This is a genomic window from Paracrocinitomix mangrovi, assembly GCF_019740355.2.
Classification (GTDB): Bacteria; Bacteroidota; Bacteroidia; order Flavobacteriales_D; family Crocinitomicaceae; genus Paracrocinitomix; species Paracrocinitomix mangrovi.
The window spans coordinates 2,389,236-2,416,008 of sequence record NZ_CP091819.1 but is presented as its reverse complement, the minus strand read 5'-3'; the positions used below and the strand labels follow the sequence as shown (position 1 = coordinate 2,416,008).

Annotated in this window: 23 protein-coding genes; 7 read left to right on the top strand and 16 right to left on the bottom strand. The window is 33.4% G+C overall.

The window, feature by feature from the left end:
- Nucleotides 1–8: 8 nt before the first annotated feature.
- Nucleotides 9–878 (top strand): mechanosensitive ion channel family protein, encoded by an 870-nt coding sequence (locus K6119_RS11065; RefSeq protein ID WP_221838927.1) that lies wholly within the window; start codon nt 9–11, stop codon nt 876–878.
- The gene (corA, locus tag K6119_RS11060; RefSeq protein WP_221838928.1) at nt 835–1,911 is read left to right on the top strand and encodes a magnesium/cobalt transporter CorA; all 1,077 of its coding nucleotides are present in this window, start codon (nt 835–837) and stop codon (nt 1,909–1,911) included. The genes K6119_RS11065 and corA overlap by 44 nt, the downstream gene beginning before the upstream one ends.
- A gap of 60 nt (nt 1,912–1,971) precedes the next feature.
- Here corA and K6119_RS11055 read toward each other — a convergent pair whose 3' ends face one another.
- The 7 genes from K6119_RS11055 to K6119_RS11025 form a co-directional block, all read right to left on the bottom strand.
- The gene (locus K6119_RS11055) at nt 1,972–2,487 is read right to left on the bottom strand and encodes a Dps family protein (protein WP_221838929.1); all 516 of its coding nucleotides are present in this window, start codon (nt 2,485–2,487) and stop codon (nt 1,972–1,974) included.
- Nucleotides 2,488–2,574: 87 nt separating this feature from the next.
- Nucleotides 2,575–2,841, bottom strand: coding sequence for an RNA recognition motif domain-containing protein (locus tag K6119_RS11050; protein ID WP_221838931.1), 267 nt, complete (start codon nt 2,839–2,841; stop codon nt 2,575–2,577).
- Nucleotides 2,842–2,965: 124 nt separating this feature from the next.
- Nucleotides 2,966–3,415, bottom strand: a complete 450-nt coding sequence (locus K6119_RS11045) for a MarR family winged helix-turn-helix transcriptional regulator (RefSeq protein WP_221838934.1) — start codon at nt 3,413–3,415, stop codon at nt 2,966–2,968.
- A gap of 53 nt (nt 3,416–3,468) precedes the next feature.
- On the bottom strand, nt 3,469–3,936 hold the full coding sequence (locus tag K6119_RS11040) for a hypothetical protein (RefSeq protein WP_221838935.1): 468 nt from the start codon (nt 3,934–3,936) through the stop codon (nt 3,469–3,471).
- A 79-nt stretch (nt 3,937–4,015) separates the two neighbouring features.
- On the bottom strand, nt 4,016–4,405 hold the full coding sequence (locus K6119_RS11035; RefSeq protein WP_237827998.1) for a DUF7793 family protein: 390 nt from the start codon (nt 4,403–4,405) through the stop codon (nt 4,016–4,018).
- A 260-nt stretch (nt 4,406–4,665) separates the two neighbouring features.
- Nucleotides 4,666–6,039, bottom strand: a complete 1,374-nt coding sequence (locus K6119_RS11030; protein ID WP_221838940.1) for a cytochrome P450 — start codon at nt 6,037–6,039, stop codon at nt 4,666–4,668.
- Nucleotides 6,040–6,043: 4 nt separating this feature from the next.
- Nucleotides 6,044–7,144: a lipocalin-like domain-containing protein gene (locus tag K6119_RS11025; protein ID WP_221838942.1), complete on the bottom strand. Its 1,101-nt coding sequence runs from the start codon at nt 7,142–7,144 to the stop codon at nt 6,044–6,046.
- Between the two features lie 160 nt (nt 7,145–7,304).
- Here K6119_RS11025 and K6119_RS11020 point away from each other — a divergent pair, with 160 nt between their 5' ends.
- A complete protein-coding gene (locus K6119_RS11020) occupies nt 7,305–7,883 on the top strand; it encodes a TetR/AcrR family transcriptional regulator (RefSeq protein ID WP_221838944.1) in 579 nt (192 codons plus the stop codon).
- Here K6119_RS11020 and K6119_RS11015 read toward each other — a convergent pair.
- Entirely contained in the window at nt 7,867–8,436 is a 570-nt protein-coding gene (locus K6119_RS11015; RefSeq protein WP_221838946.1) for a hypothetical protein, read from the bottom strand. The genes K6119_RS11020 and K6119_RS11015 overlap by 17 nt on opposite strands.
- 117 nt (nt 8,437–8,553) lie before the next feature.
- Here K6119_RS11015 and K6119_RS11010 point away from each other — a divergent pair, with 117 nt between their 5' ends.
- The gene (locus K6119_RS11010) at nt 8,554–9,036 is read left to right on the top strand and encodes a heme-binding domain-containing protein (RefSeq protein WP_221838947.1); all 483 of its coding nucleotides are present in this window, start codon (nt 8,554–8,556) and stop codon (nt 9,034–9,036) included.
- Here the strand turns inward: K6119_RS11010 and K6119_RS11005 are convergent.
- Entirely contained in the window at nt 9,033–9,626 is a 594-nt protein-coding gene (locus K6119_RS11005) for a hypothetical protein (RefSeq protein ID WP_221838948.1), read from the bottom strand. The genes K6119_RS11010 and K6119_RS11005 overlap by 4 nt on opposite strands.
- A 182-nt stretch (nt 9,627–9,808) precedes the next feature.
- On the opposite strand from K6119_RS11005, the gene K6119_RS11000 reads away from it, so the two are divergent.
- A complete protein-coding gene (locus K6119_RS11000; RefSeq protein WP_221838949.1) occupies nt 9,809–10,633 on the top strand; it encodes a hypothetical protein in 825 nt (274 codons plus the stop codon).
- A 75-nt stretch (nt 10,634–10,708) separates the two neighbouring features.
- Here K6119_RS11000 and K6119_RS10995 read toward each other — a convergent pair whose 3' ends face one another.
- Both K6119_RS10995 and K6119_RS10990 read right to left on the bottom strand, forming a co-directional pair.
- On the bottom strand, nt 10,709–11,404 hold the full coding sequence (locus K6119_RS10995; RefSeq protein ID WP_221838950.1) for a rhodanese-like domain-containing protein: 696 nt from the start codon (nt 11,402–11,404) through the stop codon (nt 10,709–10,711).
- Nucleotide 11,405: 1 nt separating this feature from the next.
- Complete coding sequence (locus tag K6119_RS10990) at nt 11,406–12,134, bottom strand: SIMPL domain-containing protein (protein WP_221838951.1); 729 nt, start codon at nt 12,132–12,134, stop codon at nt 11,406–11,408.
- A gap of 180 nt (nt 12,135–12,314) precedes the next feature.
- Between K6119_RS10990 and K6119_RS10985 the strand changes: the two genes are divergently transcribed.
- The gene (locus K6119_RS10985; RefSeq protein ID WP_221838952.1) at nt 12,315–14,270 is read left to right on the top strand and encodes a tetratricopeptide repeat-containing sensor histidine kinase; all 1,956 of its coding nucleotides are present in this window, start codon (nt 12,315–12,317) and stop codon (nt 14,268–14,270) included.
- Nucleotides 14,270–15,028 carry a LytR/AlgR family response regulator transcription factor gene (locus tag K6119_RS10980; RefSeq protein ID WP_221838953.1) on the top strand — a complete coding sequence of 253 codons (759 nt, stop codon included), beginning with the start codon at nt 14,270–14,272 and terminating at the stop codon, nt 15,026–15,028. Before K6119_RS10985 ends, K6119_RS10980 begins: the two co-directional genes overlap by 1 nt.
- Before the next feature lie 3 nt (nt 15,029–15,031).
- Here the strand turns inward: K6119_RS10980 and K6119_RS10975 are convergent, their stop codons facing one another.
- From K6119_RS10975 to K6119_RS10955, 5 genes are all read right to left on the bottom strand, one after another.
- Complete coding sequence (locus K6119_RS10975) at nt 15,032–15,781, bottom strand: hypothetical protein (RefSeq protein ID WP_221838955.1); 750 nt, start codon at nt 15,779–15,781, stop codon at nt 15,032–15,034.
- A gap of 33 nt (nt 15,782–15,814) precedes the next feature.
- Nucleotides 15,815–16,567, bottom strand: coding sequence for a WG repeat-containing protein (locus K6119_RS10970; protein WP_221838956.1), 753 nt, complete (start codon nt 16,565–16,567; stop codon nt 15,815–15,817).
- 33 nt (nt 16,568–16,600) lie between these two features.
- The gene (locus K6119_RS10965; protein WP_221838958.1) at nt 16,601–22,570 is read right to left on the bottom strand and encodes a caspase family protein; all 5,970 of its coding nucleotides are present in this window, start codon (nt 22,568–22,570) and stop codon (nt 16,601–16,603) included.
- Nucleotides 22,571–22,580: 10 nt separating this feature from the next.
- A complete protein-coding gene (locus tag K6119_RS10960) occupies nt 22,581–24,107 on the bottom strand; it encodes a hypothetical protein (RefSeq protein WP_221838960.1) in 1,527 nt (508 codons plus the stop codon).
- A 181-nt stretch (nt 24,108–24,288) separates the two neighbouring features.
- A complete protein-coding gene (locus K6119_RS10955; protein WP_221838962.1) occupies nt 24,289–26,769 on the bottom strand; it encodes a cation-translocating P-type ATPase in 2,481 nt (826 codons plus the stop codon).
- Nucleotides 26,770–26,773 lie beyond the last annotated feature (4 nt).

Sequence of the window (26,773 nt, the reverse complement as noted above, 5' to 3'; positions counted from 1 at the left end):
AATTTGAAATGCAATTAGATTTAAGAACCTGGATCATTTTAGGCTCTATTTTTTTGGGGGCCATTATCACAACCCGAACGCTTCGTTGGTTAATTTCTAGATCGTATAAAGCTGCTTCTGCTAAAATTAAGGTAGATCCAACCCGATATAAGTTTACCAAAAATGCACTTTCAATGATCATTTGGATGATTGCATTGGGAGCAATGGCATCTTATATTCCTGAATTAAAAGCTTTGGCAGTAACTTTATTTGCGGGTGCTGGTATTTTAGTGGCTGTTGCTGGTTTTGCTGCTCAACAGGCGTTTTCTAATGTCGTTGGTGGAATTTTTATTGTAATGTTTAGACCTTTTCGTGTAGGTGATTTGATTAAAGTAGGAACCAGAGATTACGGAATTGTAGAAGACATTACTTTAAGACATACAGTGATTTTAAATTTTGAAAACAAACGAATCATAATCCCTAATTCTGTCATTAGCGAAGAAACAATTATCAATGACAGTATTGAAGATGATAATGTTGTCAAATTTGTTGAAGTGGGAATTAGTTACGACAGTGATCTAAAAAAAGCTGTTAGTATCCTTCAAGAAGTAGCTATGGCACATCCAGATTGCCTGGATAATCGTACTGCAAAAGAGAAAAAACAAGGTGTTCCGCAGGTGGTCGTAAGGGTTTACGAGTTTGATGATTTTAGTATAAATCTACGTGCATTCGTCTGGTGTAAGGATCCTTTGCAGGTATGGAAAATGCATTCTGACATCAATATCAAATTAAAAGAAAGATTTGACGAAGAAGGAATTGAAATACCATTCCCATACAGAACTATAGTTTTTAAAGATGGCGAGAAAAAGAAATTCAATAAACAAACAACAAAGACATAATTTAGGTCAGGTTCCCGGAGCTTTGCAAAAGGCTGTGGATGATGAAGGCTTAGGAAATGTTGTTTTGGAAGTGTTTAAATACAACAAGGAACACCAAGAGGAGGTGTATCTTGAAAGTATTAATGAATTGAAGGCGATAGAGGAAGATGGCTTAATCAATTGGGTGAATGTTATTGGTGTTCATGACCCTGAAGTTCTGAGAAAGATTGGAGATATTTTCAATATAGATGATTTAGTGCTGGAAGACATCATGAATAAAGAGCACCGTCCAAAAATTGAAGAATATCATGGTTATACATTCATGATTATGAAAATGCTCTCTGTTGAAAACAATGATGTGGATAGCGAGCAAGTCAGCATGATTTTAATGAATAATCTGGTAATATCCTTTCAAGAAAAAACAGGAGATGTTTTTGAACCCATTAGAGAAAGGTTGAGAAAAGGTGTAGGTAGGGTAAGAAGTGAAAGTGCTGAGTATTTGTCATTTGTTTTGATTGATATCATCATTGATAATTACTTTTTTGTAATGGAGCACTTAGGTGATCAATTGGATAGTTTAGAACAGCAAATTTTGGATGAACCTGATGAAACCGTGATCCAACAATTGCAATTGTTTAAGCAACAGTTAATTTTAGTAAGAAAATCAGTGTTCCCTCTTAGAGAGATGTTGGGAAGTATCGTCAGATCTGAAAGTGAGCAGGTTAATAAAAAGTATATTAAGTACTACAGAGACGCTTACGATCATTCAATTGAGGTAATTGATTCCATAGAGACGTTTATTGATTTATCTAACTCAGTGAGAGATTTGTATATGTCAACAATGTCCAATAAAATGAATGAAATCATGAAGGTATTGACCATAATGGCCAGTATTTTTATTCCGCTCACTTTTATTGCCGGTATTTACGGAATGAATTTTACTAATATGCCGGAGATTTATGACATCAATTATGGATATCCGTTGGTATGGGCTATAATGATTGGCGTAACTATTTGGATGATAATATTCTTTAAAAGAAAGGGATGGTTATAAAAAAAGATGCTGAAACTAATCAGCACCTTTTGTAACAATCAACCAACATTGAACGCGGTTTTATTCATTTTCTTTGCTCGATAACCAGGCTGATAATTGCCAGTGATCTTTTTCCATTTCTTTAATGAATCCGTTGATCATATCTGTTGTTCCGGCATCACCATTTTTGTTGGCTTGTTCAATGGTTTCAATCATGCAAGACAATAGTGTTTCGTAATCTTGAAGGATTTCACGCACCATGTATTCTCCGCTCAAATCGGTTTTAGCTTCCTTTAAGTCGGCTAATCCTAAATATTCATTCATGGAACTAACAGGTGTTTTACCAAAAACTCTAATTCTTTCGGCAACTAAATCCACGTTTTTAAATGCTTTGTTATACATGGTTTCAAATTGCTCATGTAATTCAAAAAAGTCACGGCCTTTTACGTTCCAATGAAAGTTTTGAAGTTTGTGAAAATGAACCTGATAATTGGCTAGTAATTCGTTGAGATTTAGAATAATCTCTGTTGCTTCAAGATTGGTAAATCCTAATTTTTTGTATTGTTTTTCGTTGTTCAAAATGTGTGTTGTAGTCATAATTTTTAATGTGTTTGTAAAATTTTGGTCATTAATTTTTGGGCCACGAAATAATCGAAGCCTCTAATTAAGTATGGTATGATTGTTTTAGAACATGCGGAGCACACCTATACTGGTGCGGCAAACTGGAGTTTCTGTTTTGGAACTTAAAGGTTTAACCCTAATATTCCAGCCTTTCCATTTCATGCCATCCAAATTTTGAATAGCTATGGCTGCTCTGTCATCATCAGGCATTCTAATAAATGCTGAATTTGGTGATTTGATAACTCCTGAAACCACACCATATGTGCTAAAAAGATTTCGAATGTCCTTTTTATTAGCTCTTGGCGATATTTTGTTTAGTTGAATTATCATAATGTTTGATTGTATATATGTTCTATACAACACAAATATACAAAGAATATGTTCTTTTGTCAAGTAATAAAGGGTTTTAGAATCTTAAAAAATGTGAAATAAGGGCAATAAATGACTAGTATAGTTAAGATAATGATCCGCTTAACTCTTCCTTTCCCAAGAGGCCAATTAATTTGTCAAGTCCTGTCTGAATTAGTTTAATATCACTGTCAGGCAGTTCTTTTAATTTTTCATTTAATCGATCCTGGAATAATTCAGGAGTGTTTTCCAACTGTTTGAATCCTGCCGCAGTTAACGTAATCCAGGTGGATCTTTTATCTCCTTTAGATGGAATTTTGGCTAAATAGCCTTTTTCTATTAGCCTAGAAACAATACCAGTAACTGTACTTGAATTTAATTGAAGATATTTTCTTAATTCAATTTGTGCACATTGATAATCCGGGCAATGACTGACGAAAGTTAGGGATAATAATTGCGGAATACTTAAGCCACTTTGCTTTTGAATTCTCTTAGAGTCAAGGTTGATAGCGCGTGCAATTTTTCTGATAGAAATTAGAACGTCGGTGTATTCCATGCAACAATATTATAGATATGTTCTGTAAAACACAAGAACATGTGCTTTAAATTTTAATCAATGTCAAGCAACTTTGATTTTATAACCATCCAGCGATTACCCAGTTTTTTATAAAAGAAGATGGCTTTATGTCCACCCCAATTATTGACATTGGTGCTGATGACGAACCTGCATTGGTCCATTGTTTTATTGAAAATAGGTGTTGAAATAAAAAGACTGTACGGCTGATTTCTTTTGTTGTCAGTAGCCAAAGTAGCGAAGTTGGAGTTGAGATTATAATCTGTCCAAAACACTTCAGTTCCGCAATAATAATGCTGGTAAATTGAATCAATTTGAAAGTATAGTTTGCTTGTGTCTTCAGGTAAGCTTGATTGCCAAAGGACGTAAGAATGTTCAAACCATTTATCTGCTACTTTTAGTTGTTCATTTACCATAGTTTCTACTGCCGCCTTATCACATTTGTATTGTGAAAAAGCAGAAATAGATATTAGGGATGTCAATATTAAAACAACTCTCATCATATTTTAGCAGTGCAAGATGTATGCCGTGCTAAAAATTAGTCAATTTCTTGTTGTTATCAAATTGCTTGAAGATGCTGAATTACTGCTTTAAGGTATCAAACCACATCTGTGCTTCTTCTCTGGAATGCACTTCCTTGATTGGATAGAATGACTGTTTTTTAGAGAAAAATCGCTTCAAGAATCCAAACTTTGATGGGTTGGATATTATAGCTAAGGCATTGGTATAAGGAATCATTTTACCATCCCTTAAAAAGTACATTTCAGCCTCTTTGTCTAATTGCACTCCACCATTTGAAAAATCTGCAATAATGAATTGATCCTCTCCTTTGGCTAAACTCAATTGAACATTGTCAATTTCCTCGGCCATTTTCTTGGTTAGTTTTACACCTTTTTCATATTTACTTTCAAGGGTATCATTGGCGATTTTTTGAAGTGATACACCGTAAATTTCCATCTGTTCTCTAAACATATTAATCATAATTAATTTGTTCGGGTACAGTTTTGCGCGGCAAAATTACAACGCCTATTTTTCTTGACAAATAGGTCTTTTTACCCAAGTCGGTTATGTGGATATTTCCAGATTGTAAAAATGATCTAAAGCAAGTCAGCTAAATAACAGATAAACAAGTGTATAGGAGGATTAAACTAAGTTTTACTCAATCGATTTAGGTCAGTATAAATGTTAAATGATGAACAAGAAGCAACTTAACTGTTGTAAAATTTGGCAAATTAATTTTTTTGTCTCTTTTCAATCTTCATTTGTATTGACTCCTTAGTTCCTAAAGTACCATGCATTTCCCAGGTCACTTTTGCATTAGGTTTCAATTTTGGATTAAACTTTTGTGCAAGTATGGCAAGTAGAATATGAGATTCTAAAAGAGAAAAATTATTTCCAATACAGATTCGTTTTCCTGTAGCAAATGGATGATAAGCATAAGGATGACGCTCTTTTTCTTTTTCCGGAGTCCATCTGTCAGGATCAAATTTATTTGGGTTTTCCCAAAAGTCAGGATGCCTGTGTGTGAAGTAAGGAGATAACATTACTGCGGTTCCTTTTTTAATTTGATAGCCATTGTATTCATCATCTTCCACTGCATCTCTAACATAAAATGGAGCAGCCGGGTATAATCTTAAAACTTCTTTTACTACCTGAAGTGTATACGGAAGTCGGTGTAAGTCATCTAAAGTTGGAATTTTGTCTCCTAATTCTCTATCAAGTTCCTGATGCAGTTTTGTAGTTGCTTCTTCATTAGTAGCCAAAGCATACCAGGTAGCACTCATAGTTTTGGCAGTAGTTTCGTGTCCTGCAAAGAATGTAGTGATTGATTCATCTCTCAATAGATTTTCAGACATCAATTCACCTGTTTCTTCATCTTTCACCTTCATTAATTTTGACAACAAATCGTTGGGCCATTGATCTTCTGAGATACTTTTTCTGTGATCAATAAGTTTTTTGATGTAATGATGAACTTTGTTTTTTGCTTCAAAGTAGGTTTTGTTCCTTTTAGTTGGAACCCAATCAGGAGGATGGATGCCCTGTTCCTGAGAGGTAGCATATTTGATCATTATGGCTACTGCATCTTTCATGGCCAAAGTTTCTTCGTCCATTTCAGAACTGAACATTGATTTAAGGATAATTGAAGCAGTAACTCTCATCATTTCTTCTTCAATATCTACCTCTTGTCCTGTTGATGAAAACTGTTCCCAACGTTCGGCAATTTCAAGAGAATCTTTGATCATTATTTCAGCATACTCCTGAACGCCTTTTGGAGTAAAAAAAGGAGCCATTAATTTTCTTTGTCTTTTCCACAAATCACCTGTGCTGGCAACTAATCCTTCTCCGGTTAAATACTTTCTGACAACATTGTAGCTCTTTACTTTATCAAACTTTTTACCGTGAGTAACATTTATTTGTTGAACCGCATCAGGATGAATGGCAAATATCAATGACCTGATCCCTAGATTAAGTTCAAAAGTGTCACCATAAGTTTTCCAGGCTTCATCAATATAATCCAGAAATCCGTGTTTAGTTAATCCTTTAAAAGCTGAGAATACTGAAGGTCCCGGATACGATTTGTATTTAACTATTTCTTTTTCTGTCATTTCTTTATTTAAAAACAAGGTTATTTTTCAGTTTTTTATTTCTTGCACCAGGCAATAATTCAACATAACAATAGCCAACAATTTCGTTCTTGCTATTGTATACATCTGCTATTAATTCATAAAAGAATACGTTGAATTGACCATCAACCTTTGGTTTTAAAGTGTAGTTTTCATCCTTATATCCTGGGATTTTTACCTTCCAACCATATGTAAAAATATAGTCAGTAGACGGTTCGGTAATAGTGTCTAAGGGAATTACATTAAAATTTTGAAGTCGTTCATAAGTACCATTTTCTTTGATATAAGTACAATCATGATGTTCATCCTTAGGAAAGTAAAATAACATGATTTCTTCATTGTCAAAGAACCTAAAAGAAAACCATTCCCAGTTTGTTCTCGGATTGGTAATAGTGTAAGGTCCACCTTGTTTATCAAACCATGCCTTTCCTGTTACTGTGAGCTCTTTTCCATTTAAAGTTAACTTCCCTTCAGCTAAAATATTAGTTAATGAAAAGTAATAGGTGTATTGTTTAGGATCATCTAATATTCCCATTTGTAATTTACCATTATCACAATGCCAAACAGGTGATTTTTGAGCTTCCATTTGAAGATCTAATGCCAGACTGTCTTTTTTGATAGATAGGTTCATTTTTCCAAAACTGCTTTTATCATTTGCCGCATATTTGATTCCGGCTAATGTGCCATAAGTTGTTTCATTTTGGGTAGTAACTATGTGTTTTCCTCTTGAAACGTGATCCTGAAAGTAATAATGCTCTCCATTTTGTAAATCCGTTATAGAGATTAAGATCATGTGAATTTTTATTCCTTTTACATTGATATTGGCAAGTGTAAATTGAAAAGTATAAAGTTGTTTATTTTGATCTTCTAGATATCCTGTAACATACCACCACTCACTACATTTTTTATGAGATAAAAATTCCTCTTCAAAACTTTTATGTGGATCACCTTTTCCACTTGTATAAACGATATTCTTTTTTTGTGGAAGTACGATAAATGGCAACAACAATAGAAAGATTAATGCTATAAATCTTAATAAATTGAAACGGAGTATGATAGCTGTTGTTTGATTTTTTGAAGGGTTCATTCTGAGAATTATTCTACAAGGTGTTCGATAAAATGCAAAGTGTGTTATATTACACTCCATAAAAGAAGGAATTTATTAGTTGATTTGAAAATCACTTTTGAACACAGTTGTAAGTTAATAGACAATTGTTTTGAAAATTGTTCGATAAAATTATCTGAGAATGAAAGAAAGTAACAAGGAAGATAGGAGAGTTAAGTACACTAAAATGGTGTTAAAAGAAGCTATGTTGGATTTGTTAAGGAAAAAGACATTGGATAAAATAACCATAACTGAAGTTTGTAAAAAAGCTGACATCAACAGAAATACTTTCTACAGTCATTATGACAATACACATGATTTAATTGTTGAGATAGAGAATGAAATATTTGAAAAGTTACTGATTACGTTATCAGGAGAAAGAGATATTGAAAAAGTGTTTCAAAAAGCTTGTCAATTTTTAAAAGACAACAAAAAAATCAGTGAGATTATATTTTTAAATAGAGATGAAATGAAGGTTTTTAACAAGTTTCTAAATCATTATAAGGAACTTGAAACACCTGCCACTCTTATGACTGCATCCGGTCAGGATATTGAAATAATTCAACAGTTTTATAAATTCAGTGAAGGTGGTTCATTGGCTGTATTGGAAGATTGGGTATTGGGCGGATTTAAAGAACCCGCGGATCAAGTGGCAAAATCTATATCCTATATGGCCAATGCTATTTTACAATCAATTCACAGTTTTAAAACTTCAGTTTAGGCCCAAAACTGATGAGCATTGAATCATGAGTAATCCAAACAATGTCATCACTGGTACTACTTGATGCGAGATAACCAAAGCTAGCCATTAATGAAAATTTTTCGCTCAGTAAAAAATCAGCAGAAGCTGCAGCTCTAAAATCCCACCCAAGTCGAGTGTCATTTAAAGTTGGAGTTAAATAAGCGGTAGCAGTGCTTGATGGCCAAAATGAAAAACCTCCGGCTACAAGGATGTTGAAATGGATCTTTTCAAAAGTTTGAAATCTTAATTTGAACCTTGCATTTGTGTTCATGATCATGCGGTTTCCATCTGCTGTTTTAGGTTTTCCCCACATGAACATCTGTTCTGCTCCGACAGTAAAGTTTTGATGAAGTCCAAAATCTGCATATAAACTACCTCCAAATGTGTAATCTGCTTTGGTAAAAACATCATTTACATTAAAGAGACCAAATGTTCCTCCATGTAAATCAATTCCAAATTCTTTGGTTTTTTGTTCTTGCCCATATGAAAAAAGGCAGGCAAACAAACTTGCGATTAAAAGGGAATTTTTCATCTGGCAAATATAGTTTGAAAAACAAATTGACAAATCATACAAGTACGATAGGATTGTTCAAGAGAATAAAGTAATTATTTGAAGCGCAAATTTTACATTTGTATAAATCACTGAAAGATGAAAAAGAAAATTCTCATAGGTTTATTAGCTGTATTTGTAATCATTCAATTTTTTAGAATTGATACTTCTACCAAACCGGTTGATCCGACACAAGATTTTTTAAATGTGACCAATGCTCCTGAAAATGTATCTGTAATAATGCAAAGTGCTTGTTATGATTGTCATTCAGATCAGACCAAATATCCCTGGTATTCACAAATTGCACCGGTTTCATGGTGGGTAAAACATCATGTAGATGAAGGCAAAGAACATTTGAACTTTTCTGTTTGGGCATCTTATCCATTAAAAAAGGCAGATCATAAATTAGAAGAATGTATTGAAGAAGTAGAAGAAGGCGAGATGCCATTAAATTCTTACACATGTATGCACTCTGATGCCAATTTAAGTGATGAAGAGAAGGCTACTTTAAATGATTTCTTTCAAAGTTTAAGAACCGGTGAAAGTGAAGACGAAGAGCATGATCATCATGAAGAACACTAAGTAATAGTCATGTGTTTTTTTAGGTGAATTCCGGTAATTACTCCTAAAATTATTCCACCACTTAGCAGTAAAATTAGGTTGACGGTAAAACCAAACCAAACATTATCCGAAATTAATTGGGTATAGGCAACACTTATAACGGCCAAAGAGATTAATACCCAGGAAATAAAAGAGATTCCTATCCAAAAAACAGCATTGATTTTATAGTCGGCTAAAAGTTTAGATTGAAAAATTCCAAGGAAAATACTTCCAATGGCAACACATACGGGAATCAATAGTTCCTCTAAATCTAGTAGGTTGAAATACTTTAAAACATCTGAGATGATAAATGGAATACTAAGACCTAGCATGGTATAAAGTATCCATTTTGCTCTGATCTTGCTAACCCTTTTTAAAACCAACCATTGAGTTAAACCAATTCCAAGTCCTATCCCTACGGCAACAAAAAATTGTAGACTTTCAATTCCGATTGCATCAAAAGAAGAAGACATTATCAAAACCAGTGCGGTTCCAAGAATCCATCCAAGGAAATTAAAAACAATCCATCTTTTGATAGGAAAGGTGAGTGTGCTAGTAGAAGCATTTTCCATAATGATATCAAATAGATGACTTTATCAAATCTAATATTTTGAATGAAGGCTTACAAATTATATTGCTTCAAGTTTGCAGATTTACTGTACCAAAGCGTATTAAAGTTTTAGATGATTTTCTATATTAGGGCTATTACCGCTTTACTTTCTATAGGATTGGGGTAATCTCAAAAACTCAATACATGAAAAAGATAGTTTATTTCTTGCCTCTTTTTGTCCTTCTTTCTTGTGGAGGAAATGGTGAAACAGAAACTGAAGAACATGCTGATAATCAATTTTATGAAGATACTCATGAACTGATTGTTAGTGCCAAAGAACTGAAAGAAAAGTTTGCTTCATTACAAGCTAGTTTTGCTGAAATTGGGAACAAAGAAGTGGAGGAAACAATTTGTTATGATGGTACTACAATTCCGTATAATGGAAATGAAAAATTGATGAATGTATGGGTAATGTCTACTTATTTGCTCGATAATTTTTCTTCAGAAGAATTTGGAAAGCATAATTTTTCAATGCCGGATGCATTGATAAGAGAAGAAACTCCTTTATCTGAATTGAATTGGTTAAACATCAATAGTTTGGATACTAATATGTTTGAAGTTTATAAAACTTTTCCTGAGTTAAAAGAAGTTCCTAAATCAAATGAAGAAATGCTACAAAAGCCTGATATGGTTCTAAATGCCATGCAAGATGGTTTATTAGCAGTTTTGGCTATTACAGATTATTTACCACCTAAAATGACTGATGGCAAATTTGAAACAGGTTATGTGATGGGATACATCATGTTTGCTAATTGGGAAAAGGGAAGTTTAAGTTGTATTTCTCCTTTATTGGCCCAAAACAATGCAACTATTGATTTTGAAGGAACTGCTGATGAAGTTGCTGCTATGAATGCAGATTTACAACAGCAAACATTTACTACCATTGACAGTATTGCTAAAAGTCGTACCGCATTTGGAGGACCAGTGAAAGTAATGGATCCTGTAAGTTTAGCTTCATATAAAGATTAATTAAGACAAAAAATCCGAACATACTAAATGTCCGGATTCGCTTATTTTCATAATTCTTGTTTCAGGCCTTATATTTTATTCGGCAGCTTTTAGGTTTAAAACATCTGTTCCTTCCAACTGTAATCCTGGATGCTGAGATGAAACCAATTCATGCAATTCATACACATTTTTATATCCGTAGCCGAATAAGTTGATGTAAGTAGGAATGTTCAAAGCCAATGTTTTTTCAACCAGTGGTTGTTTTCCATTTAAAGCAGAAACATCAAGTTGAATTGGTTGTACCGATTTTGTAGCAAACGGAATTTCAAAAATGGGTTCCTGCTTAAAGTTATTGTTGCAATAAATCAAAATGCGTGTGTTTTTATCAGGAATCTTTTCAGCCAGATATTGCTGTGTGAAATCTGCAAAATTAATGTGCATGGCTCCTGCAATGTGCATCCTGTCATACATTCTTTTAGATCTGCTGTCCAAAATAATGGTGTTTTCGTCTCTAGCAAATTGATTAAATGTGGCAAAATCTATCAATCGTGATTTTCTGTGTTCCTTTGCTTGAGCAGATACCTCCTCAAAATAGTTGAAATCTACATATGCTTCCGTGTAACCATAATTAACTGTATCCGGATCATTAATTCCAATTGTTTGTGTTGGATAATTATTTGTTGAGCTTAAATTCATTTCGTTTTCAGAGGTAGTTAAGTTTCTTGCTAAAAGTGGACTTATAGTCACAAGCGCTACTACAGCAACTATTACTATTTGTTTTTTTGATTTCATATTATTTGTCTTTAATGGTGAATACTACTTTAACTTCATATCTTAATTTTTGCATTGAAACTCCATCAACGGTTGAGCTTCCGCTTTGACCAGAACTTACTACAGAGTTACTGAGTGTGTTGTTAGTATTTTGGTTCCAGTAATAATAGTAGGGTCTGTTATTATTTTGATCGTTATTAACTTCTGTGATGGTAAGTACAGATCCAATTTCTTCATCCAGGGCAGCTAATAAATAGATAGCCTTTTTTCTTGCCGCTCTAATAGCCTCAATTTTTACTTCTTCTCTGTAATCCTGGATTTTGCTATTTGATTTATTGGAAACATACACTTGTTGGATCCACGGTTTCTTTAAATCTTCCATTAATTCAATTGAATTAACCGTAGAATCTACACTCACTGTGTATCGCTGAATAGATTGATCACGATAAGATGAATAATACCACCACCAATTGTAGGTATTGCTACTTTCAAAATTTACCTTGTTTGCATCTATGCCGTTTTTTTCAAGAATCTTCATTAGCTCCTTTTGCTTATCATCATTGGCATCTGATCTGGTGGTAATAGAAAGTTCAATTTGATCTGGTTGAACATCCATTTCAGCACTTCCTGTAATTTCAATTGTTCGTTGAATTGGAGGTTCTTGAGCGGTAATTTCGCAACTCATAAAGACAAATACAGACAATAACATTGCCTGACGCATCCATTTTATCTTTTTCAGTTTAACATTCATAATTTCAGTTATTTGTTTAGCACAAACTAAAGCAACACTGCTTGATAGAAAAAGCTGAAATGCGTGAACAGGGCTTTTGAATTAGGCAACTAAATTTTTGAATAAGGATAAGCAGACATTCCGTGTATAATGACTGTAATAATGAATAATGAGCTGATAAAAAAGCCTTATTTTTAGTCTGTGTTCAGATTAATGCACCATATCGTTTTAGGTTTTATCCTTGCTTTTAACTTTCAATTGACCTCTGTGGCGCAAATTGGACAGTCTTTTAATAACAGTTCAATAAGTGAAGCTAAAAGTCCCGAAGAAATAAGGAAAAACCTTAAGTATGCTGAATCTATTTTTAACGATAGTATTTCAACAGCTCTTCAAATAATTGAAGACAATCTCTTTTATGCAATAGAACATGACTACAAGAATGAGCAGGCTCAAGCATATTTTATTCTTGGAAAATTTAATGAGCAGTTAGGAAATCTCTCCATTGCTGTTTCAGATTATAAAAAATCGCTCACCATTCAAACAGAGCTTTCCAATTCACAGATGATTTACACTTTAAACGACAAATTGGGGGGTCTTCAAACTCAATTGAATCAAAGTAAATCTGCCATTCAGTATCATGAAAACGCCATAATAATTGCCAATAAACTAAAAGATAATAGAAAAGAAACGAGTTCGAAAATTAAGCTTGCAGAGCTATTGATTCAGCAAAACAAACTGAAAGAAGGTGAATCCTACCTGACGGATGCCTCAAAAGAGAGTCAAAAATTGAATGATGTTAGCTTAATAGTGAGATCTAAAATTGCAATGGGTAGGCTAGAAGAAAAAAGAGGTGCCATCAATGAAGCTCAAAATTATTACACAGAAGCAAAATCATTATCTGAAAAAAATAAATTAGATAGCCTGGCCAATCTTGCCTATTTACTTTTATCTGAACTATATGGTAAACAAAATGATTTATCTAACAGTGTTCAAGTACAACAGCAAGCTTTAGAATTTAATCAAATGAATGGGAATTCTAACACCATTCTGAACTCTTCTTTTAACCTCTCAAAAACATATTTGGAACAAGGGAAAAAAACGGAGGCATTCAAAGTGTTAAATGACAATGTAGTTCATTTAGATAAAGAGGATAATTATGACTTAAAAATGGATTTTGTGCAAACTTTATCTGACATATATGAAGAAGAGGGGATGGATAAAATCACGGAATTTCAAAATCAAAAATACCAGAACTTACTTGATTCTTTTAAAACAGAGAAACAGCAAAAAGAGCTGCAATTGGCTCAAAAAAATGAATTTTTGATGAGCACTGAAAACAAGATGCTTTTGATGGAAAAAGATCGGGAGCTAAACCAAAAAATGATTTCTGTTTTGCAAAAAGAAAAGGAGTTGAACAATGAAACGATTGAAAAGCAAAGACAGATAACAATTGGTTTGGTTATAGGACTTGGAATAATTGCAATAATGCTCTTTTTCTTATTCAGGAATATCCGTCAAAAGAAAAAAGCCAATCAGTTATTGATGCTCAAATCGTTGCGTAGTCAAATGAATCCGCACTTCATATTTAATTCACTTAATTCAGTAAATAGTTTCATTTCTAAACAGGATGAAAGATCAGCCAATAAATACCTTGCTGAGTTTTCTAAACTAATGCGAGAAGTGTTGGAATGTTCACAGCAAGATTTCATCCCACTGTCAAAAGAGATTGAAATTCTGAGATTATACTTGAACCTGGAGCATTTTAGATTCAATAGTCACTTTGATTTTACCTTTGAAGTTGATGAACGTATTCAAACAGACGAATATCTAATTCCTCCTATGTTGTTACAGCCTTTTATAGAAAATGCCATCTGGCACGGATTAAGATATAAGGATGAAAAAGGAGAATTAAAAATCAAGTTTACCAAAGAAACGGATCATATTGAAGTGTTGATTTCTGATAATGGAATAGGGAGAGAAAAGTCCAGGCAAATGAAAACCATGAATCAGCAAAAAATGAAATCAACGGGAATTTCAAATGCCAAAAATAGGTTGGAGATCATCAATGAGGTTTTTGCAAAGAAACTAGAAATTGCTATTGATGATTTGGATAAATCAACACATGAAGGAACCGTTGTACAATTAAAATTATACTAATGAGCTTACTTAAAGCGGTAATAGTAGAAGATGAAGAAATAGGCAGAGAAACGCTCAGAAACTACCTTGCTAATTATTGTAAGGACGTTGAGGTTTGTGGTGAAGGAACCAATATTCAGGAAGGTGAAGAATTGATTACCAAATACCAACCGGATATTGTGTTTTTGGATATTGAGATGCCCTTTGGAAATGGTTTTGATTTGCTTGAAAAATTGGATGAAATTAATTTTGAAGTGGTATTCATTACAGCTTACAGTAATTATGCGATTAAGGCACTCAATTTAAGCGCGGCATATTACATTTTAAAGCCTATTGATATAGATGAATTAATAGCTGCAGTTGAAAAAATAAAAAGTAATTCCGGAAATAAAGAGCGTTTTCAAAACACGCAAATTTTAGCAGATAATATCAAATCTATTAATGACAGGGAGCAGAAAATTGTGTTGCCGCAAATAGATGGTTTTGAAGTAGTGAAAATCAAAAACATTATCCGTGCAGAAGCGGCTGACAATTACACCATTCTTTACCTAGAGGATGGAATAAAGTATACACTCTCCAAAACTTTGAAACATTATGAAGAGTTATTGAGCGATTTTGGTTTTTTGCGCTCCCATAAATCACATTTGATTAATTTGGAACATGTGGTGAAATACAAAAAAGGCAAAGTAGGAGTAGCCAGCATGACTGATGGCAGTGCTGCACTCATATCTGCCAATGCCAAAAAAACATTGATGGATTACTTTGCTTCAAGTAAGTAAGATCTATTTACTAGAAAAAAAGTAAGTATTGACCGAATCAGGGTTCAAACTATCTCGCAAGATTAGCAGGTTTGAGTTGTTTACTAATAGATGTAATTTGAAGGGATCATCAAGAGCTGTCTTGATTTTTGAACCGTATAAAATGAAACTACCACTTAGTTCATTATCATCAATTATTGTAGAGTAGGTAGTGTCAGTAAAAGTTATGGAGTTAAATTTTGGTTCAAGGGAAGATGAATCCAATTTCCAATCATTTACAAGCTGTCCAGCACTAACTCTCATGCTCCAGCTAGTTGCGGTGTCTTCGGCTTCACCTATTATTTTCAATCCACAGTCATTTAAGAAACCAAAATTCCCTGCAACATGGTCATTGTAATTGATATACCAATAATTGGATAGAGGGTAGCAAAAATATAGGTTATGTCGATAAAACTCCCCTAAATTGATGTCCTGTATTTGAACCATTGAATACAAGGTGGTATCCCTTGATATTAGTTTTAGAAAATGATCGTTTTTATGATATTCTTTCGCTTGATGTTTTGGCAATAAATCAGGTTCCCAGATTTTAATAGAATCAATTTTTGGAAACATTTTAATATGCTTGAGTCGATCAAAAACGAGATTCATTTTGCTAACACAATTTGAATCCAGATAAGTGATTTTTTCCTCCTCAATTTGAGTATTGTCCTGATTACTTCTTGAACAAGAAATAACTAACAGACAAGTTGTCAAAAATGTCAGTGAATTTTTCATTTTGGGTTAAGAATATGGACATAAGGTAGGTATTTACTTTACTACCTGTCCTTTTTTGTTGATCATAAATTCACGATCACCTAGTTGCACTGTAATTTTATCCTTATCGTCTCCGTCACCTTCAATACTTAGGATGTCGTCATATTTACAAGCCACAATTTCATTTCCTTCCGCATCAATTAGCCCGTATTTACCATTGAGTGTTACTTCAGCACAATTGTATCCTTGATACATAAAGAAATCGCTTACCTTGTCATATTTCATTCCGGTAATTTCTTTGCCGTTTTGCTCATTTACCAATCCCCATTTATTGTTGAGTTTGACCTGAACAAAGCCACTAGGTGAACCTTCTCCTGCAGCATAAAAAATATCGTCATAAGCAGGGGTAAATATTTCTGTGATAATGTCAGTTTTACCCGTTTTTTCAGAATAAACAAAATCCGCAAAACCAATTTTTCCATCTAATTTTGTTTCAATCCAATCTGCAGCTTGAGATTTAAGAGTGATCTCATCATATTTTGGAGCAATTACTTCTTTTCCAAACTTGTCGATAATTCCATATTTACCATTGAGTTTGGTTCTGAAAAATTGATTCCAGCTGATATTTCCACTGGTCATTTTTTTAATTTCGTCATATTGATAATTAACAACGGTATTTTTATCTGCATCAACCAGACCATACTTGCCACTGTCATCTTTATCAACCCATAATTTGGAATTATTTGATTGGGCAAATCCACTCAGAAGCCCCAGGATTAATCCAATTGATAGTATAATTTTCTTCATTTTATTAGCTAAATATTTAATGTGTTCTTGATTTTACCATACCCTAAAATCTATAGTTTGATTTTCAATTCTTGAAGTTGGTTGTTGACGACCTCCTGAAAGCTCTGAAACTTGTTGAGAGACGTATTGTTGAATTTCAGACAACCAAATTTCCCCATCCTTGTTGTAATCCGCTTCTTTGGATTGAATTCCTTTGATAAAACAATAAGTAAAGAGTCCATTTTTCCAATCATCACCTTCCATGGCAAACTCCATTCCACCGGCAGAAGAAATAACTGTAGCTCCTGTTCCTTTTCTGAGATCTGTAAACAATGATTTGGTGAGCTCTGATGTGTTTTGTGATCCTAGTTTAGGTGATGCTGTATTCCCCACTACTCTGAACTGCACATCTCCTTCTTTTTGAACATCAGCTTCTGCCAATTGCACTTCGTCTTTATCAATTTCACCTGAGTGACAAGCATCAATAAGTAATGTCTTTTTTAAAGGTTTGATTCCGTCCAATAGGCTTTCCAGATCTTCATAAGCTAATCCTCTTTCTTGTGGATTTTGAAAATCCATATCATAAGTAGCAAAGAAGTAATCCAAATTGGCATCTAATACACCGTGTCCTGCAATAAAGATCATTACTTCATCATTGATATCAGCTTTTTCAGTGAAGGCTCTTAAAGCCATTACTTTTTCTTTGGTTACCTGATCATTGATGAGTGTTTTGGTAAATACGTTTTCGTAGATCTTACTTTTTTCAAGCAGATTTGCCATGTCCTGTGCATCTTTTGAAGCGTAGGTGAGGTTAAAATCTGACTGTTGGAATTCGCTTTCTCCAATAGTGATGAGATACAGATCTGGTTTGTCTTTACCGGCAGTGCATTCGATTTCAAAGGTTTCTTTGTAGCTCTCAGCACCGGCTTGATTCAATACGGATACCTGAACTTTATTTTTTCCTTTAGCCAGATCAACTTTTAGTTTGGCTTGATATTCCTGAACATCTTTATCTCTCAGTGAGATTCCATTTGTACCGTAAATGGCCACATCATTCACCCAAACATTGATTCTGTCCAGCTTGTATTTAGAATCATATAACTTCAGATCCAATTCAATACTACCCTGTTCATGTAATTGAGGCATTTCTTCATAGTTCTCAATCTTGATTTCAGGTAAATGAAAATCATCTTCCAGCATATCTTCTGTGAATCCCATCTTTTTTAAACGCTTTTTGTAAGCTTGATGATAAGCTGAGATAAGAGAAGAATCTGCATAACCCAATCTGTCTAAAATAATATCTGGTCGGTTGTATTTGAGGTCGAATTGTTCAACTGGGTAAACGTTTAGTCCAATTTGGAAAGTAATGTATTTCTCAATACCATATCCTGACATATAATACCTGTCTGGGGTGTAGAAAATAGGTCGATTATCAATAAAACTAACTCTTACGAATCTTTCATAAGGATTTTCTTTGTCAGCATTCCAAAATACACTTCCGTTAAATTCAAGTTTTTTTACAAATAATAATTTACGATTATCACCTTCATGAATGTTGTTAATAACGGTACCCTTTATTTTTGTGGTATCTAGTTCATAAGCAGGGTTGACAAATCTATTGACCAGATCTTTATCTAACAAAGGAATTTCTGCCGGGTCAAATTCAACTTTTTCGTAATTCTGATAATCAGGTTTGGTCTCGAATCGCTTTCCATTAATTAGGCTGTAATAATGCAAACTATCTTTTCCTTTTTCTTTATAAGTTAGGATACTTCCATATTTCAGCATAACCTCAATGTTATTGGCTGTTGTGATTTGTGATTTAAGAATATCATCTCTTTTAGGGTATTTCACTCTTTCTTTTGAGAAACCTAAATAGTCTATAGATCTATTTTTAAAATTGATTTTGTATGACTTGTAATCTTTCTCATTTGTCATGTCAGGACAACACTCACTTGGGTAAAAAACTTCATCATATTTAAAATTTGCAATGATGAGATTTTCTAATTCATCATTTACTTCAATATAGTCTTGAGGTCCTCTGAAATCATACCACCTGCCATTCTCATCTTGTTTTCTTGTGTACGCAGGTACTTTTGTTGAAATCCCTATTTTTTCTTTTGGAAGTATTTTAAAAAATTCCTTGTTATTTGCATTAAACACTTCTATTGCAGACAATGTTTGCTCGTTATCTGTATTCTTCCAAACAACATTGTACAAATAATTTCCCCAGTATTTAATTTGATTTCTATCGCAAGAAAATGGGATTGACAAAGTGTCACTTTTTTCATAATCCATGAAAACAGTTCGACTTAATCCGTTTAAACTTCCTTCTGGATCAATAAGGAAACCACCCTTTGGGTAGAATCGCAAGTTATCCCAGCCTGTGTTTGGATTCCAGTAGTCTCTCATGGAGAATCCATATTCAATAGAATCTTGAGCCTCAACTGTGTATTGGGTCATCATGAGATTAAAATCAGATATTTTAGGTTTACCTTTTCGATCTATGTAATAAACCTTATCATTATTCACTCCAAATACTGCCCAGACACTGCTAATTTCTCTTGATGAGTCTTTCTCAAAGCTGTAAAGATTGTTGCCTGAAATCAAATACAATTCTTTATTGAAAACCACAAGATTATTAAGTTTTTCATTCGGGATTTCAGGAATATTTTTCTGATTCTGATATAAAATCTGTCCTTTTTTAGTATCAAACACAAAATTTTCGGCAATTTCTACATCATATGAATTTTTGTAATTGAGTTTATACAAAAGCACATATCTTTTGTTCTGATCCCAAATTGGGCTTAATCGATAACTTGCCAAAATAGTGGAGTAATTAGGAATATTGGCTCTTACTTTTTTATTTTCAGCACCTGGATTTTTAAAAGATGAATAATTAATTTGCTCTACGGCAACATTAAAACTTCCTTCTTGTTGTCTTTTTTCAGTGTAAATTAAATTACCTGCCAAATCATATTCCTTGGTTCTACTGGAATCTTCATACTGGTATATTGATTCAATTTTATAGCCTAGATAATAATTGTCTCTAATGTATTTTAAATGATTTCCATTTTTTACTCTGTCTTCATCATCCCAAGAGCGAATGTGAGAAACAAGATTTCCCAAGTCATCATGGTACCATCCTTCAAGTGTTAAATCATAATATTTAGCACCATTATAATGATAGACCAGGGGCTCATCATGGTCAGGATAATATTTCTTATCTAACAATACAGAATCAATAGGATCCCATACGTTTCCAGAAAGCATATGATACTGATAAATAAAAACTGAGTCTTTGTAATTGCGGTATTGATAGATATAACTTGTCGGATTGAAATAATAATAGTGTTCGTATATAAACTTATCATCTACTTCATCTAATAAATTGGTTTGTTCCTCAATCACGCCATTTCTCTGTCTGTTTGTTACTTTCAAACCATCCGGATAATGAGTGGTTTTTTCTATTGTGGTGTCATTTCCCCATATAGAGCAACGGTATGACTTACCAGTTGCATAATTCATTCGATAACTCAAATATAGGCCTTCATCTTTTTTACTGTAGTGAACTTCTGCTATGAGTTTTTCTCCAAAAACAAAAAATGTATCTGTTTCACTTTCCGGAATTGGAATGAGTTTATTTTGATTAAATGAACTACCAAAATCAACGGTATCTAAATCCATTTTCAAAAGTTCTTTTCTCATATCAAATGGAAGAAAATCTCTTTCGTTTCCGTAGTAATCTTTATACTTTTCTTTAGAATGCTTAAAGGTGATTAATTCTTCACCCTTGGTATTATAATAGGTACTCTTATATCTGCTTAAATCTGTTTTTAAATTTCCGTTTGGCCAATAGTATTTCGCAATTAAGATTTCACCTTCCTTATCTCTTTTATTGTAATAGCTTAGGGTATCATTTCTAAACTCCTTGGTTTCATTTTCAGTTTCTATAACATACATTCCATCCTCCGAGTAGCTCTGATAATTTTCCCATTCATCAAATCCATTTTCCAGAAAGAACTCAAGGCTAGATGATCCAATAAATGCTTTATTTCCATTTTCAAAAAATCTTTCCGTTTCAACTCCTTTATCATTTAGTTTGAGTTTATCCATCAACTCACCATTTTCATAATAAGATGTTGATTGAGCAACCAGTCCGTCATATCCAAAATGATTTTCTTTAATGGCTTCAAGCGTTTTATTAGTTGGAAGAATATAAAATGCTTCTTTTCTGAGGAAACCATTTTCATAATACTCTCGGTGCCAACCTAAAGGAACTGTTTGTATTTCATCATTTATTCTGTTTAAGCCAAATTCTCGTTTGCTTTGGAGTTTACCCTCATAATTATATTCAAATAGTACTTGCTTGTTTGGAACCAGACCGTCATAGCTGAAATTTTCCTTTGGATTGTCATAGGTGAAATTTGAATAGCTTAGGGTGTCACCGTTTTCGTTAAACTCAATGATGTCTCCAAAAGGGAGGTATTGGTCGGTATATTGCTCACGGATTTCTTCATCCAGATCTTCTATTTTTTTCAATGAAGATATAAAGTTCAATTTTCCATTAGGATAATATGATTTCACTACACGACGGTCCCCAATTGTGGTTAAAGATCTCGTCAACACACCATTTTCAGTTGTTTTTTCTTCAATAAGATTAGCTCCTTTATAAATTGATTCAGTCAAATAGTCTTCATCTCCATGCTTTTCGCTCCATTGGCGGTCTTTTTCACCAAATTCAGTGAACTCACTATCCATTCTTTGATAAGCAACTTTACCCTCTTCATTTTCTACAATGAGAAGCTTTCTGTAACCCCATTCTCTGAAATTAACGCTTGAAACAGGGTTATCTAATAAAATTTTTCCATCAGTATCCAGCAAGTAGTTTTTATCATTTTTACTAGCGAGATAATAGTAGTGTTCATCTTCAATTTCTGAGATCATTTCAATTTTATCCCATTCAAAATCTTTCAAATATTCTCCTGTCTTTTTAAGTCCATAAAATTTGTCACCTGATTGAATGTAAATGATGGCACTTTCATAAGATTTGAAAGGCAGTATTTTGGTAATTTTTTTGTCTCCTAAAAGCTTGTCCTCATTATAAATCACATATTCTTGATTAGATTTTAGGATAATTACTTTTTTTGAATATTGCTCTTGATTTAGACTTGTATTGGCTGGTAAGTCTTTTAATACAAGTGATTTTTTTAAATAATAAAAAGGTTGTTCTTTCTTACTCCAATAAACTTTGGTGCTGTAGAGATCCCAATTGCCATTTCTGTGTTTAATAATCAAATAATCATCTTGATGAGAATAGGAACTGCTTGCTTTTCGCTTGATAAAGTCAACATCTAAGAAACCAGTGATATTTTCAATATCATTTCCAATTTCTTTACCATCATAGGAATAGTAGGTATTCCCAGATTTAAAAAAGCTGTATTTCTCATCCCATATAATGGGCTGTCCTTTTTGAATTAAGGTTTCACCAGGTTCTGTTGAGACCACATAATTATTGTCTTTTTCATAATAAAAGAAACTGTTGCTAGTTCTGCAGTAGTTATAGCCCATGGGGTCATATTCATTCATTTCATATGGTGCACAAATGGTAAGGATTGCTGCAGAATCTAAATCAGAAACAACTGAATTATTAGATAAGAGGTTGTGAATTTTGAGATTGCCATCCTTTGAGATAATAGCGTAGTTGCTATAAATATCATGAACCTCGTCAAATTGGTTGATTTGCTTTAAAGTTGAATCAAGAAAAGTAACTCCTTTAAAATGATCATAGCTGATTTTTTCTTCTGCTAGGAAAAATCCTTTTTCATTATTAGAAAAACTGAGGTTATAAATGAAATTATGTTCTGCAGGAATTAGCGTGTCTATTGGTTGATAAGTCTCCTGACTTTTTTCAAGAATACCAAATTTTCCATCTTTTTCAAAAGTGATATACCAATGGCTATTTTGAGCACTTAATTGTATTGAAAACGCGACAGAAAGCAGCAATAATAAATTTCTTACCATACCCTAAAATCTATTGTTTGATATATATATCATTTCTCCGTCTGGAAAAAATCACCATGAATTTTGAATGGGATCCTGATTTTATTTCATCCGGCTGATTGAAGCGATAATTCATATCTCCATTTTTGTGGAGTTTATCTATGAAATTTTGACTTTTGATCGATTTCATATTGCTTTTCAATTCACCCGAAGGATGGAATGATTTATAGGTATCTCCATTTATAGAATCTTTAAACCTGATTTTTTCAATTTCACCTGTTTTATAAAACCAGATATATCTGGCCGTATCTTCATACCAGGTAGGAATCCCAAGCGTGTCTTCATAGCAGATTTTGAATTTGTACGCTTGATTTTCATAGCGCCACCATCCACTACCATAATGTATTTTATCTGATACCAATCTAATGTAGCAGTCTTTGTTAATAGCCCCTTCAAATAGAAGCGGAAGGAATTCTTCCTCTTTGTATTTAACTGTCAATTCTTTATTTTCTCTGGCATTTAGATAGTAAAATTGTCCCAAAGTATCTTTGGCTGCAACAGCTCCCATAGGAAAGCTCATTTTATCATTAAACCAAATATTATTTACAGGACTTTCATATGTCAGGATTTTTTCTGAGCCAAAATATTCTCCCAGATCTTCACCTTGTTTTTCTTTGATAGTGGCAATACCGCTTTTCCATCCAATGGCCATGGTCCATATTCTTGTATAATCATAATATGTTTCGTCAATGGCAACTGAATCATATTCAGATGATAAAATTTCTTTGGTGTTTTTTACATCAAAACCAACAGTTTCTAATAAACCGTACTTATTGGTTTTTTGGTTTCTGTAGATGTAAACTGATACCGGTTCTGATTGAAAGCCATTTAAGGAATCAATCTTGTATTTTTTATAGAATTTAATCTGTCTTTGATAATCTTTTTCATATTCAAATTGACCATAAAATTCACTTAATTGTTCGTTAGTAGACAATATATCTTTGTATTTCCAAACAGTAGAATCTGACATCCAGTTAAAAGTTGTCAGAAACTGAACCACAGAGGTTTTGCCTTGGTCGTCCATAAAAACTTTTTCAAAAGTTCCTTTCCCGTAGTATTGATCAGTAAATGAAAGAAATCTATAAGACAAGGTGTCAAACTGCATTTCAAGATCACTTATAATTGTCTGAACCGGTTTATAATATTTCAGTAGCTCTTTTCCTGATATAGGAATATAAGGGGACGATTTTTCAATTTTGGAAATTACTTCAGATAACCTTGTTTGATATTCCGAGATATAATTTTTGACAGTAGCTATTTTATTCTCTATTTCTTCTTTGGCATACATTTTTTCGTTTTGCCATTCTTCTTCAGAGAATTCATCCTTTCTTTCTAATAGTTCTGCAGATGTGCTTGAAGTAGTATTAACCAAATTGATGTAGTCCGTAAATTCTGTATCAAGCTCTCTAATAAAATCACCCAGTTCTTCAGGTGACATTTGAGTTATTCCATTCAATGAAATAAATAATCCAATAGTAGCTACCAATAGTTTTTTCATTCCCAATTCCTCACCTTTTTTAACTGTTAAGATCTAAATCATAACATGGTCAAAAACAAAAAGTTTCGTGTAAAAATACGCTTTCCAAAGGCAAATTTGGTGACTTAGAGCTCAGTACTCAATTAGGATGTTGTTATTTATTTAATATTCAAAAGATTACAACTAAAAAAATAATTAAGAACTATTTGGAAACAGCTCTGTTAAATCTCACCCACTTGATGATTTCTAAAACTAGCAACAAACCTAATGCACCCAAAAAGGCAGAAACAAAATGTTGGCTCCCGGGATAAGTGAAACTAAATATCTCTTGAAAAAATGGAACATTAATAACAAGGAGCAGCACCGCTAGTGCACTAAAAATGATAATATAAACAGCTTTGTTTCTTTCCTTAAAAACAGATATAAAACTGCGTGTAGTTGAGAGAGAACTGAGTATTAAAAAGATATTTCCAATTATGAGAGAAGAAAATGCTATTGTTCTTACTTCTGTTTCAGAATGTCCCTCTTTTATTGAGATGAAATAAATAATTACCACCATAGATAAAAGTAAGAGTCCATTTAGCAAACTATACATGATTTTTTGCCATCCAAAAAAACGTTCGTTAGGATTTCTGGGAGGCCGGTTCATGATTTCTTTTTCTTCCTGTTCCGACTCAAATGCTATGGAACAAGTTGGATCAATTATTAGTTCCATAAATACGATATGCATTGGCATTAAAAGTATTGGTAGTGTAGAGAAAAATGCGGGCATCAATACCAATCCTATAATTGGAATGTGGATGGCAATAATGTAGGACATGGCTTTTTGTAGATTGTCAAATATCTTACGTCCCGATCTTATGGCAGATACAATAGAAGCAAAGTTGTCATCTAATAAAACAAGAGAAGATGATTCCCTAGCAACGTCTGTACCTTTAAAGCCCATAGCAACTCCAATGTCAGCTGCTTTAAGCGCAGGCGCATCATTTACTCCATCACCGGTCATGGCAACAATTTCATTATTGGCCTTTAATGCTTCAATTATTTGTAATTTCTGTTCTGGAACTATTCGTGCAAAAATTTGAGTGTCTTGAATTTTATTCTTCAGATCATCTAAAGACATTTCTTTTAGTTCACTTCCGGTTATTACCTGATCATTGTGTTCTAATCCAATTTGAGTAGCTATACTTTTGGCCGTTGCAGGATAGTCTCCCGTGATCATAATTACTTTTATTCCTGCTTTAATACATTCCTTTATAGCATCCGGAACCTCTGGTCTAATGGGGTCTTCAAAACCAACCAATCCATTGAATTCAAATTCAAATTCACTTTGAGAAGAAGGAAAATTGTTGTCCTTTAATTCGCATTTGGCCGCCGCAATCATTCTGTATCCTTGAGCAGCAAATTGATGAACTTTATCTAATAATCTTTGCGATTCTTCTTCTGAAAGTCTACATAATTTTAAAACAGCTTCAGGTGCTCCTTTACAGAAGGCAATAGTATTGTTAGAGCTCATTTTAATAACTCTTGTCATTGCAAATAAATCTTTGCTAAGAGGATATTCTTTGAGTAATTGATCTATATGATTACTGGCAAATAGTTTTTCATGCTCCGTAAAAATGGCTTGTTCCATTGGATCTATTGAATCCTTTGTGGAAGCTAAATTCAAATTGATCAATAAGTTTTCTATTTCATTTTTATTGGATACAAAATCTTCCTTTTTATAGGTTTGGTTATTGTGATACAATACAGCGACTTCCATTTTGTTTTGGGTAATTGTACCTGTTTTATCACTGCATAAAACTGTGGCTGATCCAAGTGTCTCAATAGTTGAGGGGACACGTGTTAAAACTTTGTTTTTTGACAACCTCCATGCACCTAAAGCCATAAAGATTGTAAGTACAACAGGAAATTCTTCAGGAAGTAAAGCCATAGCTGCAGCAAGGCCATTAATCATTGATTCAATAAAGTTTCCTCTGGTAAAGTAAAATGCAGTTATTACACCTACACTTATGATTGCGCCAATAATGAAGAGGTTACGTATCAATAATTTCATTTCCCCCTGTAAAGGAGAAGTTCCTTTTTCAATTGATTTGAGTGAGGTTCCAATTTTGCCAAATTCAGTATTTACTCCGGTAGATTTTACTTCAACTAATCCACTTCCTTGAACAACTAATGTACCACTGAAGATATCATCTTTGGTTTGATCATGCCCTTTTAATACTGGTACAGATTCTCCTGTTAGTAATGATTCGTCAATTGTGAGATGGTTACTTTCAATAACAGTAGCATCTGCTGGAACACGATCACCTTCATTGAGAAGGACAATGTCTCCAGGAACAACTTCCCTGCCCGGAATTCTAATTTGTAACCCATCTCTAATTACCAAAGCACGAGGGGAAGAGAGTTGTCTTAGTGCATCTAGTGATTTTTCAGTTTTTCTGTATTGATAAAAGGTGATGAAAATGATGATGAAGATCCAACACAATAACACAATGCCTTCATAATAATCTCCCAACAATAAGTAAAGTAATCCACATATAAGAAGAAGAATGAACATAGGTTCTTTAACAACTTCCAATGCAATGCGACCAATGTTTTTTGGTTTGGCAGTAGGCAATTCGTTATAACCGTACTCTTTTAAAAGATTTGACGCATTTTCACTGGATAATCCTTTCTGCATACTT

What these genes read in the sequence shown, in the direction of transcription:
- K6119_RS10995 (WP_221838950.1), bottom strand. Translation starts at nt 11,404, where the DNA reads ATGAAATCAAAAAAACAAATAGTAATAGTTGCTGTAGTAGCGCTTGTG.
- K6119_RS11035 (WP_237827998.1), bottom strand. Translation starts at nt 4,405, where the DNA reads ATGTTTAGAGAACAGATGGAAATTTACGGTGTATCACTTCAAAAAATC.
- K6119_RS10965 (WP_221838958.1), bottom strand. Translation starts at nt 22,570, where the DNA reads ATGGTAAGAAATTTATTATTGCTGCTTTCTGTCGCGTTTTCAATACAA.
- K6119_RS10955 (WP_221838962.1), bottom strand. Translation starts at nt 26,769, where the DNA reads ATGCAGAAAGGATTATCCAGTGAAAATGCGTCAAATCTTTTAAAAGAG.
- K6119_RS10990 (WP_221838951.1), bottom strand. Translation starts at nt 12,134, where the DNA reads ATGAATGTTAAACTGAAAAAGATAAAATGGATGCGTCAGGCAATGTTA.
- K6119_RS11025 (WP_221838942.1), bottom strand. Translation starts at nt 7,144, where the DNA reads ATGAACCCTTCAAAAAATCAAACAACAGCTATCATACTCCGTTTCAAT.
- K6119_RS11065 (WP_221838927.1), top strand. Translation starts at nt 9, where the DNA reads ATGCAATTAGATTTAAGAACCTGGATCATTTTAGGCTCTATTTTTTTG.
- K6119_RS10960 (WP_221838960.1), bottom strand. Translation starts at nt 24,107, where the DNA reads ATGAAAAAACTATTGGTAGCTACTATTGGATTATTTATTTCATTGAAT.
- K6119_RS11015 (WP_221838946.1), bottom strand. Translation starts at nt 8,436, where the DNA reads ATGAAAAATTCCCTTTTAATCGCAAGTTTGTTTGCCTGCCTTTTTTCA.
- K6119_RS11030 (WP_221838940.1), bottom strand. Translation starts at nt 6,039, where the DNA reads ATGACAGAAAAAGAAATAGTTAAATACAAATCGTATCCGGGACCTTCA.
- K6119_RS11000 (WP_221838949.1), top strand. Translation starts at nt 9,809, where the DNA reads ATGAAAAAGATAGTTTATTTCTTGCCTCTTTTTGTCCTTCTTTCTTGT.
- corA (WP_221838928.1), top strand. Translation starts at nt 835, where the DNA reads ATGGCGAGAAAAAGAAATTCAATAAACAAACAACAAAGACATAATTTA.
- K6119_RS10970 (WP_221838956.1), bottom strand. Translation starts at nt 16,567, where the DNA reads ATGAAGAAAATTATACTATCAATTGGATTAATCCTGGGGCTTCTGAGT.
- K6119_RS11050 (WP_221838931.1), bottom strand. Translation starts at nt 2,841, where the DNA reads ATGATAATTCAACTAAACAAAATATCGCCAAGAGCTAATAAAAAGGAC.
- K6119_RS11045 (WP_221838934.1), bottom strand. Translation starts at nt 3,415, where the DNA reads ATGGAATACACCGACGTTCTAATTTCTATCAGAAAAATTGCACGCGCT.
- K6119_RS10980 (WP_221838953.1), top strand. Translation starts at nt 14,270, where the DNA reads ATGAGCTTACTTAAAGCGGTAATAGTAGAAGATGAAGAAATAGGCAGA.
- K6119_RS11020 (WP_221838944.1), top strand. Translation starts at nt 7,305, where the DNA reads ATGAAAGAAAGTAACAAGGAAGATAGGAGAGTTAAGTACACTAAAATG.
- K6119_RS11010 (WP_221838947.1), top strand. Translation starts at nt 8,554, where the DNA reads ATGAAAAAGAAAATTCTCATAGGTTTATTAGCTGTATTTGTAATCATT.
- K6119_RS11055 (WP_221838929.1), bottom strand. Translation starts at nt 2,487, where the DNA reads ATGACTACAACACACATTTTGAACAACGAAAAACAATACAAAAAATTA.
- K6119_RS10975 (WP_221838955.1), bottom strand. Translation starts at nt 15,781, where the DNA reads ATGAAAAATTCACTGACATTTTTGACAACTTGTCTGTTAGTTATTTCT.
- K6119_RS11040 (WP_221838935.1), bottom strand. Translation starts at nt 3,936, where the DNA reads ATGATGAGAGTTGTTTTAATATTGACATCCCTAATATCTATTTCTGCT.
- K6119_RS11005 (WP_221838948.1), bottom strand. Translation starts at nt 9,626, where the DNA reads ATGGAAAATGCTTCTACTAGCACACTCACCTTTCCTATCAAAAGATGG.